This is a genomic window from Nesterenkonia sp. K-15-9-6 (genome assembly GCF_052656005.1).
In genome coordinates, this window is sequence record NZ_JBQYEY010000032.1 from 25,647 (window position 1) to 38,732 (window position 13,086).

Annotated in this window: 10 protein-coding genes; 7 read left to right on the forward strand and 3 right to left on the reverse strand. The window is 69.2% G+C overall.

What is annotated here, in order from left to right:
- Window positions 1-64: 64 nt before the first annotated feature.
- Together SD455_RS15040 and SD455_RS15045 are read right to left on the reverse strand one after the other, a co-directional pair.
- Entirely contained in the window at window positions 65-604 is a 540-nt protein-coding gene (locus SD455_RS15040; protein WP_445508584.1) for a YceI family protein, read from the reverse strand.
- Between the two features lie 175 nt (window positions 605-779).
- Window positions 780-1,820: a LacI family DNA-binding transcriptional regulator gene (locus SD455_RS15045; RefSeq protein ID WP_311026253.1), complete on the reverse strand. Its 1,041-nt coding sequence runs from the start codon at window positions 1,818-1,820 to the stop codon at window positions 780-782.
- A 94-nt stretch (window positions 1,821-1,914) separates the two neighbouring features.
- Here SD455_RS15045 and SD455_RS15050 point away from each other — a divergent pair, with 94 nt between their 5' ends.
- The 7 genes from SD455_RS15050 to SD455_RS15080 are packed head-to-tail and all read left to right on the forward strand — an operon-like array spanning window position 1,915 to window position 12,253.
- The gene (locus SD455_RS15050) at window positions 1,915-2,769 is read left to right on the forward strand and encodes a DUF3662 and FHA domain-containing protein (RefSeq protein WP_311026252.1); all 855 of its coding nucleotides are present in this window, start codon (window positions 1,915-1,917) and stop codon (window positions 2,767-2,769) included.
- On the forward strand, window positions 2,769-3,278 hold the full coding sequence (locus SD455_RS15055; RefSeq protein ID WP_311026251.1) for an FHA domain-containing protein FhaB/FipA: 510 nt from the start codon (window positions 2,769-2,771) through the stop codon (window positions 3,276-3,278). The genes SD455_RS15050 and SD455_RS15055 overlap by 1 nt, the downstream gene beginning before the upstream one ends.
- Window positions 3,279-3,281: 3 nt before the next feature.
- Entirely contained in the window at window positions 3,282-5,114 is a 1,833-nt protein-coding gene (locus SD455_RS15060; protein WP_070161126.1) for a PP2C family protein-serine/threonine phosphatase, read from the forward strand.
- Window positions 5,111-6,640 (forward strand): FtsW/RodA/SpoVE family cell cycle protein, encoded by a 1,530-nt coding sequence (locus SD455_RS15065; protein WP_085437831.1) that lies wholly within the window; start codon window positions 5,111-5,113, stop codon window positions 6,638-6,640. Before SD455_RS15060 ends, SD455_RS15065 begins: the two co-directional genes overlap by 4 nt.
- Entirely contained in the window at window positions 6,637-8,082 is a 1,446-nt protein-coding gene (locus tag SD455_RS15070; protein WP_311026249.1) for a penicillin-binding transpeptidase domain-containing protein, read from the forward strand. The genes SD455_RS15065 and SD455_RS15070 overlap by 4 nt, the downstream gene beginning before the upstream one ends.
- A complete protein-coding gene (locus SD455_RS15075) occupies window positions 8,082-10,001 on the forward strand; it encodes a protein kinase domain-containing protein (RefSeq protein WP_083277622.1) in 1,920 nt (639 codons plus the stop codon). Before SD455_RS15070 ends, SD455_RS15075 begins: the two co-directional genes overlap by 1 nt.
- Entirely contained in the window at window positions 9,998-12,253 is a 2,256-nt protein-coding gene (locus SD455_RS15080; RefSeq protein WP_445508585.1) for a protein kinase domain-containing protein, read from the forward strand. Before SD455_RS15075 ends, SD455_RS15080 begins: the two co-directional genes overlap by 4 nt.
- Before the next feature lie 102 nt (window positions 12,254-12,355).
- On the opposite strand, the gene SD455_RS15085 is transcribed toward SD455_RS15080, so the two are convergent.
- Complete coding sequence (locus SD455_RS15085) at window positions 12,356-12,922, reverse strand: hypothetical protein (RefSeq protein WP_445508586.1); 567 nt, start codon at window positions 12,920-12,922, stop codon at window positions 12,356-12,358.
- Window positions 12,923-13,086 lie beyond the last annotated feature (164 nt).

Genomic DNA, 13,086 nt, shown 5'->3' on the forward strand with positions numbered 1-13,086 from the left:
CGCGGCACGACGACGCCCCCGCACCTGACGGCACGGGGGCGTCGGTCAGCGCCGGGTCAGCGGATCACTCGCCGGCGTCGAGGACGAAGGCGACCTCCAGGTCGATGGAGACCTTGTCACCGACCAGCACGCCGCCGGCCTCGAGGGTCGCGTTCCAGGTCAGCCCGAAGTCCTTGCGGGAGATCACGGCACTGGCGGAGAAGCCGGCACGGGTGGCGCCGAAGGGGTCGACGGCCTGGCCGCCGAATTCGACGTCGAACGTCACCGGGCGGGTCTCGCCGCGGATGGTGAGGTCACCGGTGACCTCGAACTCTTCGCCGGCCGGGCGGAAGTCACGGGCCGCGAAGGTCAGCTCGGGGTGGCTCTCGGCGTCCAGGAAGTCCTCGCCGCGCACGTGGGCGTCGCGGTCGGCGTTCTTGGAGTCGAAGGAGGCGACCTTGACGGCGGCCTCCACCGCGGAGGTGCCGTCCTCAGCCACGGTGAGGGTCGCGTCGGCGTCGGAGAAGACGGCGCGGACCTTGGAGATGCCGGCGTGGCGGACGGTCATGCCGATCTCGGAGTGGGCGGCGTCGAGGGTCCAGGTTCCGGGGGTGGGTGCTGCCATGGGTGTGCTCCTCTGGTCGATGGGGTCAGGCGGTGGCACGTGGCCTGACGGTCTCACGTGTCGTCTCGGTCTCTTGATGCGCCGGTGGTCCCGGCTCATGAGGGTGCAACACAGCCGACCACGCATCTATTTCAAAACTGAAGCACTTAAGGGAGACTTTTCTCCGCTCACGCGCTCAGGCGGAGGTGCGCCGCACCAATTCCGTGTCGATCAGCACCGACTGGGCCTCGCCGCCCTCCATCAGGCGCAGCAGCATGTCCACCGCCGTCGTCGCCAGCGCGGCCACCGGATTGAGCACCGTCGTCAAAGGGGGTCGGCACAGGGCCGCCGCCGAGGAGTCGTCGAAGCCCACGACGGCGACGTCCTCCGGCACGCGCCGACCCGCCGCCTGGAGGGCATGGACCGCCGAGACGGCCATCAGGTCGGAGGCGGCGAAGACCCCGTCGAGCTCCGGGCTGAGAGCCAGCAGACGCTGCATCGCCTCCCCGCCGGAGGCCGCGGTGAAGTCACCGACCTCCACCAGCTCGTGCATCAGCCCGTCCTGCGGGTCCGTCGAGATCCCAGCCTCGGCCAGTCCCTTGCGCCAGCCTGCGAGGCGATCCGCTCCGGGGGTCATGTCCTGCGGACCGGCGATGGTGGCGAGCCTCCGGCGCCCTTGCGCGATCAGGTGCTCGGCGGCCAGCCTCCCGCCGGCATGGTTGTCCACATCCACGAAGGGCAGGCGGGGCTCCCCCGCCGGGCGCCCCACATAGACGGCGGGCAGCTGCGTCTCCCGCAGCACCTCGCCGATCCGGTCGTCCCGGTGGTGCGAGACCACGATGGCGCCGTCGGTGTATCCGCCGCGCAGGTACTTCTCGATCTTCTCCGCGCCCTGGCCCCGCCGCCCCATGGCCAGCAGCACCTGGGCCGGAGAGTCGGCCAGCGCCTGGGTGATGCCTCCCAGCATCGCCGCGAAGAAGGGGTCGCCGAACACCCGATCCTCCGCCTCGGGGACCACCACGGCGATCGAATCGGCCTCTCGGGTCACCAGCGAGCGGGCCGCTCGGTTCGGCCGGTATCCGAGCTCCGCGACGGCGGCGGCCACGGCCTCGCGGGCACGGGGTCGCACGCGAGGGTCCTCGTTGACCACCCGAGAGGCGGTGGCCCGGGAGACTCCCGCGCGGGCCGCCACGTCTTCCAGAGTGGGGGCTCGTCGACTGCGCGTCTCTCTGCTCACATGCCCACGGTAGCCCCTCGAGGCGCGTTTGAAGCGTCCCAGGCCAGGTGAGACAGTAGACTCTTCGAGAGACTGCCCTTCATCCGGGGCGGCCATGACGACGGAGAAGGAGGTGCCGATGGGCCTGCTGGACAATCTCGAGCGCGGCATCGAGAAAGCCGTCCGCGGCGCCTTCTCTGGACGCGGAGGGAGCCTCGGCCCAGTGGAGATCGCCACCGCCGTACGCCGGCACATGGACCGCGAGTCCTTCACCATGTCCCAGGGGCGCAGCTTCGTCCCCAACGTGTACCGGATCCGGCTCTCGGAGGAGGACTTCGCGGCCGCCCGGAAGTACGGCGTCGCCCTCGCGGAGGAGCTGTGCGAAGAGATCATCCGACACGCCGACTCCCAGGGGTACACGCTGCTGGGTCCGGTGAAGGCGACCTTCGTGAAGAACACCGACCTCAAGCGCGGCCAGCTGGGCATCGAGTCACAGACGGAGAAGGACGCCGGACAGGCGCCCTCCAGCCAGGCCCCGGCCGGCCAGGCCGCGCCTGCGGCTCCCAGCGCTCCCAGCGCCCCCCAGGCTCCCGCCGCACCGGAGGCCAGGGACATCGCCCCCACGGTCGCGCAGCCCGCCGTCCCCGCCCAGGCCCCGCCCGCCCAGGCCCCGGTCGCGATGCTGGACCACGAGGGTCGCCAGCATGACCTACGGGCGGACAGCACGGTGATCGGCCGCTCCACCTCCGCAGACATCACGATCCCGGACACCGGGGTCTCCCGGCGCCATCTGGAGGTCTACCGAGACGGCAGCCGCTGGATCGCCCGGGACCTCGGCTCCACCAACGGCTCCTACGTGGACGGCGAGCAGCTGTCCGGCTCCCACGACCAGGTCGAGCTCTTCGACGGGGCGCTGATCTCCCTGGGCAACGCTCGGCTGCGCTTCCGTCTCACGACCAGGGAGGTGTGATGAGCGAGCTCGCCGTCACGGTCCTCCAGTTCGGCCTGCTCCTGCTGCTGTGGATCCTGATCCTGTCGATCATCGGCGCCCAGGGACGTGACCTCATGGTCTCCAAGAAGTCCCGGACCCGGGCCCACGCGTCGGCGGCACGCCGCAACGACGGCGGCTCCGCCCCAGGGGCCCAGTCCGGATCCCAGGCCCCACACACCGGCCAGACACCACGCCCCCGACCCCGGAAGCTGGTGGTCACCGAAGGCCCGCTCGCCGGCACCGAGCTGGATCTGGGCTCGGCGCCCATCATGCTCGGCCGCGCCCAGGAGTGCACCCTGGTGCTCGAGGACGACTACGCCTCCGGCAAGCACGCCCGGCTGTTCCCCCAGGGCTCCCGCTGGTTCCTGGAGGACCTGGGCTCCACCAACGGCACGTGGCTGGGCGAGGAGCAGCTCACCCGGGCCTCGACGGTGGAGCCCGGCGAACGCATCCGCATCGGCAAGACCGTCCTGGAGCTGAGGACCTAGCCCGTGGCCCTGGTCTTCCGCTTCGCAGCCCGCTCCGACACCGGAGTCGTCCGCTCCAAGAACGACGACTCCGGCTACGCCGGACGCTACTTCGCCGTCGTCGCCGACGGCATGGGAGGTCATGCCGGCGGGGACGTCGCCAGCGCCTCCACCGTGCTGGACCTCGCCCACCTGGACACCCGGGGCTTCGCCGAGCCGGACACGGTGCTGCCGGACGAGATCCAGACCGCCAACGCGTTCCTGAACAAGCTCGTCCAGGCCAATCCGAAGCTGGCCGGGATGGGCACCACCATCACCTCGCTGCTGATCACCGGCGACCGCCTGCAGTTCGCCCACATCGGCGATTCCCGGGCCTACCGGCTCAAGAAGAGTCGGTTCCGGCAGGTCAGCAAGGATCACACGTTCGTGCAGCGGCTCGTGGATGAGGGCCGCCTGGACCCGGACGAGGCCGAGTTCCATCCGCACAAGAACGTCCTGATGCGGGTGCTCGGGGATGTCGACGCTTCCCCCGAGCTGGACATCACCTCCTTCCCCCTGGAGGCCGGGGAGCGCTGGCTGCTGTGCTCCGACGGTCTCAACGCCGTGGTCTCGGACCGGCTGATCGAGCAGAAGCTGCGGTCCCCGCAGTCGCTCGAGTCGATCGTGGAGGAGCTGGTCGACCTCACGATCGAAGGCGGCGCTCCGGACAATGTGACCGTCATCTGCCTGGAGGTCATCGAAGCCGGCGAGGCCGATCTGACCCCTGACCGACGCCTGCCGCTGACCCAGGCGGCCGTCGAGGCCGCCGCCGAGGGGTACCGGACCCCCGAGCGGCCCCCCGCAGACGGTGACGCCGGCGACGCCGAGGAGACCATGGAGCTGGTCCCCGTGGTCAACGTGGACGCGCTCTCCGAGCACCCGCCGGAGGAGGACGACGAGCTCTCCCCGCTGACCGCCTCGATGCTGGGCCAAGAGCTGGAGACCCGACCTCACCTGCTGGTCGGCGCCGCGGACAAGGCCACCGAGACGGGCATGATCCCGGTGGTGGCGCGCAATGTAGACGAGCATCCGATGGCGGTGCTGCTCACCGGCCAACCGCTGGTGCCGGTGCGGCACACCTACTCTGAGATGCTCGGGGACCACAGCGGCGAGAGGGCGGCGCGCGGCACGTCGCAGGGCACCGACGGCGAGGAGAGGGCCGACGGCTCCGGCACGTCCAGCGCGCCGGTCGGCCCCGACGACGCCGGCGTCACCGTCGATGCCGACGCCGCCTCCGAGGAGTCCGTGAGCGCCGCTGAGGCCGGAGTCGAGGGCTCCGCGGAAGACGAGGAGCCCGACCTCTCGGATCCGGCACTGACGGAGGCGGACCTGACCGGGGCGGACATCGACGTCGCCGACGTCGCCATCGCCACCCGGGCGTCCCGGCGTCGTCGGTGGTTCCTTCCCACCTTCGTCACCCTGCTGGCGCTGCTGCTGGGCGTGGTGACCTTCCTGGGGTACATCTGGACCCAGACGCAGTACTACGTGGGGCAGGACGACGGCGAGGTCGCGATCTACAACGGCGTCTCGCAGTCCCTGGGCCCCATTCGTCTCTCCGAGGTGGACGAGCACGCCGGCTTCGACGTCGAGGAGCTCTCCCCCTACCACCGGGAGCGCGTCCTGCGGGGCATCCCGGCCGATGACCGCACTCATGCGGAGACGATCGTGGACCAGCTGCGGGCCACCACCGGCGCGGACGCCGACGACGACGCCGACTCCGGGGACGACGCCGACCCCGAGGACGCGCAGTCCGACGACGACGCAGACGAGCCCACAGACGAGCCCACAGGTGATGAGGACGGAGGTGAGGAGCAGTGACCCAGCTGGAGACCGCGCCGAAGCCGCGCCGCAATGTGGAGCTGGTCCTGCTGCTGCTCGCGCTCATCATCGGCATCGGGGCGAAGTTCCTGGTCGCCGTCGCCATGGACGAGCCCTACGACAGCACCTACTACACCGAGGCCGCGCTGTTCGCCGGCATCACCTTCGCCTTCCACATCGTGCTGCGCCTGCGGGCGAAGTACGCGGACCCGTTCATCCTGCCGATCGTGGTGGCGCTCAACGGGCTCGGCATGGCGATGATCCACCGGTTGGACCTGGTCACCGGAGGGCCACCGGCGGAGGACCGGCAGCTGATGTGGACCCTGGTGTCCATGGTCGCGGCGATGGCGCTGCTGTGGTTCCTGCAGGACCACCGTCGCCTGCGTCAGCTGACCTACATCTCCCTGGTGGTCAGCATCGTGCTGCTGTTCCTGCCGCTGATCCCCGGCTTCGGCATGACCATCAACGGCGCCCGGATCTGGGTGAACCTCGGCTTCGCCTCGTTCCAGCCGGCGGAGATCGCCAAGATCACGCTGGCGATCTTCTTCGCCGGGTTCCTGGCGAACAACCGGGACCTGATCCTGCTGGCCGGTCGGCGCATCGGCCCCCTGCAGCTTCCCCGTGCCCGGGACCTGGGCCCGATGTTCATCGCCTGGATCGTGGCGATCGGCGTGCTGGTGGTCCAGAACGACCTGGGCACCTCGATCATGTTCTTCGGCCTGTTCATGGGCATGATCTATGTGGCCACCTCGCGGCTGTCCTGGATCCTGATCGGTGGGGGCCTGGTCGCCGTCGGCGGCGTGCTGGCCTACCTGTTCGTCCCCCATGTGACCCGGCGGGTGGAGATCTGGCTCAACGCCTTCGACCCGGAGATCTACTCGCGGGCGATCGGCGGGTCGGACCAGATCGTCCAGGGCATGTTCGGGCTGAGCAACGGCGGGCTGACCGGCACCGGATTCGGGTCGGGTCTGCCGCAGCGGGTGCCGCTGTCCAACTCGGACATGATCATCGCCTCCTTCGGCGAGGAGCTGGGCTTCATCGGCCTCTCCGCGATGCTCATGCTCTATCTGCTGCTGTTCAGCCGGTTCATGCGTGCCGGACTGGGCACCCGGGACGCGTTCGGCAAGCTGCTCTCGGTGGGCTTCGCCGTGGTGCTGGTCCTGCAGATCTTCGTGGTGGTGGGCGGCATCACCCGGGTCATCCCGATGACCGGTCTGACCACTCCCTTCCTCGCCGCCGGCGGCTCCTCCCTGCTGGCGAACTGGATCATCCTGGCACTGGTGCTGCTGATCTCCCACGCCGCCCGTCGCCCCATCGTCGTCGGCCCCATGGTCAACGCCAGCGGCACTGAGGCCGCCGGCACCGAGAACCCCACCCATGAGGAGGGACCGGAGGACGCCGAGCCGAAACGTCCGGTGGCCAAGCCGCTGTCCGCCGCGGAGCGCACGCAGCGTCACGCACCGGCCCACGGGGCACCGCCCTCAGCGGCGGAGACCTCCCCGGACAGCTCAGGGGGTGCCCGATGAACAACGCGATCCGACACGCCTGGGTCGTCAGCGTGGGGCTGTTCCTGGTCCTCTTCGCCGCGCTCAGCGTCATCCAGGTGGCCCTGACCGAGGAGCTCAACTCCCACCCGGACAACGTCCGGCAGCTCTACCAGGATCGGGGCGCACCCCGAGGCGCGATCACCGTGGACGGCAGCGCCATCGCCGAGTCCGTGCCCTCCGAGGGGACGAACTTCGAGTACCAGCGGGTCTACCGCGACGCCGAGCTGTACTCCGGCATCACCGGCTTCTACTCCATCGCCGCCCAGTCCACGGGGCTGGAGAACTCGATGAACGAGTACCTCACCGGCCAGGCGGACAGCCAGTTCTTCGACCGCCTGACCTCCCTCTTCACCGGGGAGACCCTGGAGGGCGCCCAGGTGGAGCTGACCTTGGACCCCGAGCTGCAGCAGCTGGCCTATGACACCATCCCGGAGGGCACACGGGGCACGATCATCGTCACCGATGTGCAGACCGGGGACATCAAGGCGATGGTGTCCAAACCCAGCTATGACACCAATGACCTGGCCGTGCACTCGACCAGCGAGTTCCAGGAGAACATGGAGCAGCTGAACGAGGTCGAAGGGCTCAGCGCCTATCGGAACCAGGCGGTGTTCAACACGATCGCCCCGGGCTCGACCTTCAAGCTGATCGACCTGGCGGCGATGCTGGACTCCGGCGACTATGACGCGGACACGGTGCTGGACAACCCCTCGGAGATCGACCTGCCGCAGTCCGACCGCACGCTGCGGAACTTCTTCGGCGGCATCTGTGAGCAGCAGTCGGAGGCGGACCTGCGCTTCATCACTGCGCAGTCCTGCAACACGCCGTTCGCCGAGGCCGCCATGGAGCTGGGCGAGGACCCCATCCGCGAGGCCGCCGAGGCCTTCGGTTGGAACCAGGACTTCGACTTCCCCCTCGAGGTCTCGCCGTCGCAGTTCCCGGAGGTGGACTCCGATGCGATGCTGGCCTACGCCTCCATCGGTCAGGGCAGCGTCACCTCGACGCCGATGCAGATGAACATGGTGGCCATGGCGATCGCCAACGGCGGCACCATGATGACTCCGAACCTCATCGAGTCGGTGCGGGGAGCGGATCTGCAGATCATCGAGCAGCCTGAGCCCCAGGTCCTCCACGAGCCGATCTCGGAGGACGTAGCTGAGGAGCTCACCGAGCTGATGCTCGGACCGGTCGAGTCCGGCACCGCCTGGCGGGCCGAGTCTGACCGCTTCGACATCGCCGCGAAGACCGGCACCGCGCAGATCGACGGCACCGACCAGGTGAACTCCTGGATCACCGGCTTCGCCCCTGCCGAGGACCCGCAGTACGCGGTCACGGTGACCTATGAACGGATCGACTATGACACCGGCTCCTCCCTGACGGGGCCGAACCTGCGCACGATGCTCGAGGCGGTGATCGACTGATGAGACCAGCTGTGGGCATCCTGATGGGCGACCGCTACAAGCTGACCGAGCGGATCGCCATCGGCGGCATGGGTGAGGTGTGGAAGGCCTCCGACGAGGTCCTCGGCCGCACCGTGGCGATCAAGATCCTCAAGGAGGAGTACACCGGGGACGAGGCGTTCCTGCGGCGGTTCCGCGCCGAGGCGCGGCACACGGCCCTGCTGAACCACCCCGGGATCGCCGACATCTACGACTACGGCGAGCAGGCCGGCTCCGGGTACCTGGTCATGGAGCTGGTGCCCGGCCGTCCGTTGTCGGTGCTGCTGGAGAAGGACCGGACCCTGTCCTGGGAGAAGACGCTGTCGATCATCGCCCAGACGGCCCGCGCCCTGCAGGTGGCCCATGACCAGGGACTGGTGCACCGGGACGTGAAGCCGGGGAACCTGCTGATCACGCCCACCCGCCGGGTGAAGATCACGGACTTCGGGATCGCCCGCCTGGCGGACCAGGTCCCGCTGACCGCCACCGGTCAGGTGATGGGCACCGTCCAGTACCTCTCCCCGGAGCAGGCCACCGGCCAGCACGCCACCGGCTCCTCGGACATCTACGCGCTGGGCATCATCGGCTATGAGGCTCTGGTGGGGCACCGCCCCTTCACCGGGGAGTCGCAGATCGCGATCGCCCTGAAGCAGGTCAATGATGCGCCGCCTCCGCTGCCGGACTCCGTCCCGGAGCCGGTGCGGGCGCTGATCATGTCCATGCTGGCCAAGGACGCCGGAGACCGGCCGATGAACGCCACCAAGCTGGCCGAGGCCTCCGACGCTCTGCTCCGCCATGATCTGGACGCCGCGCTGGAGGCCGTGCCGGCCATGCGGAACCACATGACGCTGCCCTCGGAGCAGGACGACTCCACCCAGGTGATGCCCGCCGCGACCAAGCCGACCGCCGTCGTGCCTCGGGCCGACGCCGCCGGTGACGGCACGCAGAAGGTGACGCCGACCCCCGCGCTATCGGCGCGGACCCCGGAGCAGCCCCATGACGACGTCTGGGACGAGGGCCCGGGCGGCTCGGCGGGCGGCACCGGCTCAGCCGACAAGGCCGGCCGCAAGGAGCAGCGCCGACAGTCCTCCTCCGGCGGCTCCCTGACCCGCTGGCGCTGGCCGCTGGTGGTGCTGATCGCCCTGGTGCTGCTGGCGCTGTTCGGCTCCTGGGTGCTGCCGCGGCTGACCAGTGCGGAGCCGGAGCCGCAGCCGACCGTGACCGAGACGTTCACCGCCGAGGCGGAGACGGTCCAGGTGGATGAGGGTGACTTCATCGGACTCACCGTGGAGGCGGCGAGCGCGGCGCTGCAGGATCTCGCCCTCGAGGTGGAGACCCAGGAGGTCGAGTCCGCCCAACCGGCCGGCGTGGTGGTGGCCATCGGTCCCACCGGCCAGGTCCCGGTGGGCGCCACGGTGACGCTGTCCTATTCCACCGGCAGCGAGACCGCTCCTCCCCCGGAGGACCAGCCGTCACCCGCTCCGGACACGGACGGCCCGGGCGGCGGCACGGGAGGAGACACGGACGGAGGCCCGGACGAGGGCACCGGCGGCACGGGCGAAGGCGGTGGTGACACCGGCGGCGACTCGCAGGAGACCGACGGCACCGGGACCACGGAGGAGGACTCGCCCAGCCCGGAGAGCACCCCGAGCCCTACGCCCGAGTCCCCCAGCCCCACCGATGAGGACGGGGACGAGGACGTCGACGACTCGCCCGCGCCCGCCGAGGAGGACGAGCAGGAGGGCGACCAGACCGACGACGGCGGCACGGGGGCCGCTCCCCGCCCTGAGACGGACCAGGAGGGCGGTCAGGACGCCGGGGAGGACACCGAGGACGCGGACGAGGTCGACGACGCCTCGAGCGGGGGCTCCGATGACACGACACGAACTGGACAGGCATGATGACTGAGAACGGACACCGCGTGCTCAACGGCCGCTACCGCATCGAGGCCCTGATCGGGCGCGGCGGCATGGCCGACGTGTACCTCGGTCATGATCTCTCGCTGAACCGCCAGGTGGCGGTGAAGATGCTGCGTCCGGACCTGGCCCGCGACCCGCAGTTCCAAGGGCGGTTCCGGCGTGAGGCCCAGTCCTCGGCCTCGCTGAACCACCACAACATCGTCGGCGTCTATGACACCGGCCGGGCCGACGTCGAAGACTCCCACCATGCGGAGGTCAAGACCCCCTACATCGTGATGGAGTACGTGGACGGGGTGACCCTGCGGCACATCATGCACGGCACCCCCTCCCATGAGGGCAGCGGCGACGTCGACGACGAGGCCGCCACCCAGCTGCAGTCTCCGGCCGCGGACCGCACGGTGGCCGACGGGACCCGCCCGGAGGAGCATTCGGACCCAGATGTCCTGGCCCTGGGTGACACGGGCCGCACCGAGGCGCAGGAGCATGGCCCGGCGGCCGACGTCGGGGAGCCGCTGCGTCGGAAGATCGATGAGGCGCTGGGCAGACCCGTGCCGGAGCCTGAGGCCGCCGAGTATCTGGACGGCATCCTGGGGGCTTTGAGCTACAGCCATGAGAAGGGCATCGTCCACCGGGACATCAAGCCTTCCAATGTGATGGTGGCGCAGAACGGCGCCGTGAAGGTCATGGACTTCGGGATCGCGCGCGCCCTGGCGGATTCGGCGTCGACGATGACGCAGACCTCCGCCGTGGTGGGCACGGCCCAGTACCTGTCCCCGGAGCAGGCCCGCGGCGAGGTCGTGGATCACCGCAGCGACCTGTATTCGGCCGGCTGTGTGCTCTTCGAACTGCTGACCAACCGGCCCCCGTTCCAGGGCGAGTCGCCGGTGTCGGTGGCGTACCAGCATGTGCGGGAGGATCCGCCGCTGGTGTCTGACCTGAACCCTCAGGTCTCCCCGGCGATGGAGTCCGTAGTGGCCAAGGCCCTGGTGAAGGACCCTGCCGAGCGGTTCCAGAACGCCGATGAGTTCTCCGCCGCGGTCAAGGACGCCCTGCACGGGGTGCCGGTGGAGGACGCCACGGAGGCGATCCCGGCTGTCAGCAACGGCCGTGGCTTCGACGAGGTCGTCGGCGCGGGCGCGGCAGGGCTGGGCACACCGCTGTCCGCCCGGACCCCGGAGGACCCGGACCTGTACGCGGAGTACGAGGAGGACGTGGAGGAGCCGCGCCGCCGGCGGCGGTTCGCCTGGCTGTGGGTGGTGCTGCTCATCGCCCTGGTGGCCGGCGGCACGTGGGCGCTGGTGCGCATGCTCGACACTCAGGAGCTGATGGTCCCTGAGGTGGAAGGTATGAGCCGCGCGGAGGCCCTGGAGGAGCTGGCAAACGCGAACCTCGAACCCGCAGAGATCGAATCCGTGCCGGATCAGGACGTCGAGGTCGACCACGCGATCGGCACGGAGCCGGAGGCCGGGGAACGCGTAGAGCCCGGGGACGAGCTGGTGCTGTACCTCTCCTCCGGGCCGGACGGAGTCGTGATCCCGGACGGCATGCAGGGCGAGACCGAAGAGACGGTCCGGGCAGAGCTGGAGGCCCTGGGCCTGGAGGTCGGTGACGTCTCCGAGGAGGACCATCCGACGGTGGGCGCCGGGGAACTGGTCTCCACAGACCCGGAGGCCGGCACCACCGTGGAGGCCGGCTCCACCGTGGACCTCACCGTAGCCAGCGGACTGTACCCGGTGCCCGACGTGGCGCTGCTCTCCACTTCGGAGGCGCGCTCCGAACTGGAGCAGGCAGGGTTCACGGTCACGGACTCCACAGTGGACTGGGAGACCTCCGAGTACGACCCCGGCACTGTCGGCGGCACCTTCTTCGACGGCAGTCTGATGGCTCCCGGCACCCCCATCCCGCAGGGTGCGACCGTCTCACTGTCGGTGGCCGTCGCGCCTGAGCCGGTGGAGACTCCGGAACCGGAGGAGCCGCGGGACCCGGAGGACGAGGATGAGGACGGCGAGGACTCTGAGGACGACACCGACGGCGAAGACTCCGACGACGAGGACGAGCCGGAGGACGAGGAGTCACCGACCGACGAGCCCACGGAGGATGAGGACGACGGTGACGACTCCGACGACGACTCTGACAATGACTCCGACAATGACTCCGACAATGGCAACAACGGCAACGGGAACAATGGAAACGGGAACGGCAACAACGGCGGAGGCGACTCCGACGACGAGTGAGCCGATGCGGCGGACCAGTCGGCACCAGGCGCTGCCGGTCGCTCGCAGGTGGTGAGGCCCGCCGCGAGCTTGTCCGGCCTCACAGCCGGCGGCCAGGGCACACTATGACTCGTCGAGCTCAGTCGTCCCAGTTGGCCTCCTGGGCCTCATCCATCGACTCATCATCAGAATGCCGGGTCCAGAAAGGGCCTTAATGTCGGCATCGGGGTGCCGTTGCTCGATCACGAGCACGCGCCCGTGCTCCTCACGACCTCCAGCCACCCGCAGTACAGGATCACGGTCTTCCTGATAAGTCTCCTGGAGCCCCCTGTTCGGCGTCAGCCCAATCTCCTCAAGCACCGCCAACGCCTTATTCACCGTCTCCTGACTCGGCTCAACCCCAGAGAAGTCATACGAAATCTCAAAAAAGTAATGACCCACAGCTCGAGTACTAGGGTCCGGAATTCCCGACACAGCCAAGTACTCCTGAAGATCCCACGGCTCTCCATGAATCTGAGGCAGCACGTCTTCGCCGAAGTGATCGACCATGACCTCATTGACGAGCTTGATCTCCTCGACCTGCTCCTCATAGGTCTGGCCCTCACTCCAGTTCACCACGATCTCCCCACCATCGGGCCGCTCTACAGAGACTTCATCGGGAGGATCCGCACAACCTGCAACGCCAACCATCAGGAGCACCGCGACCGTCCGGCCAACTCCCCCACGCAACACCGACACCGAAGCTCACCACCAACCCAGAATCTGTGACCACCCTGGCCTAGGGCGTGTTGCTAAACCCATTGCAGAGTCGCTGCGAGGCAGAGCCCAGCGTGGAAGTTCCGGGCAGTCTTATC

Bases quoted from the DNA above. Each gene is read 5' to 3' on its own strand.
- SD455_RS15055 (WP_311026251.1), top strand. From the start codon at position 2,769: ATGAGCGAGCTCGCCGTCACGGTCCTCCAGTTCGGCCTGCTCCTGCTG.
- SD455_RS15070 (WP_311026249.1), top strand. From the start codon at position 6,637: ATGAACAACGCGATCCGACACGCCTGGGTCGTCAGCGTGGGGCTGTTC.
- SD455_RS15080 (WP_445508585.1), top strand. From the start codon at position 9,998: ATGATGACTGAGAACGGACACCGCGTGCTCAACGGCCGCTACCGCATC.
- SD455_RS15040 (WP_445508584.1), bottom strand. From the start codon at position 604: ATGGCAGCACCCACCCCCGGAACCTGGACCCTCGACGCCGCCCACTCC.
- SD455_RS15075 (WP_083277622.1), top strand. From the start codon at position 8,082: ATGAGACCAGCTGTGGGCATCCTGATGGGCGACCGCTACAAGCTGACC.
- SD455_RS15085 (WP_445508586.1), bottom strand. From the start codon at position 12,922: ATGGTTGGCGTTGCAGGTTGTGCGGATCCTCCCGATGAAGTCTCTGTA.
- SD455_RS15050 (WP_311026252.1), top strand. From the start codon at position 1,915: ATGACGACGGAGAAGGAGGTGCCGATGGGCCTGCTGGACAATCTCGAG.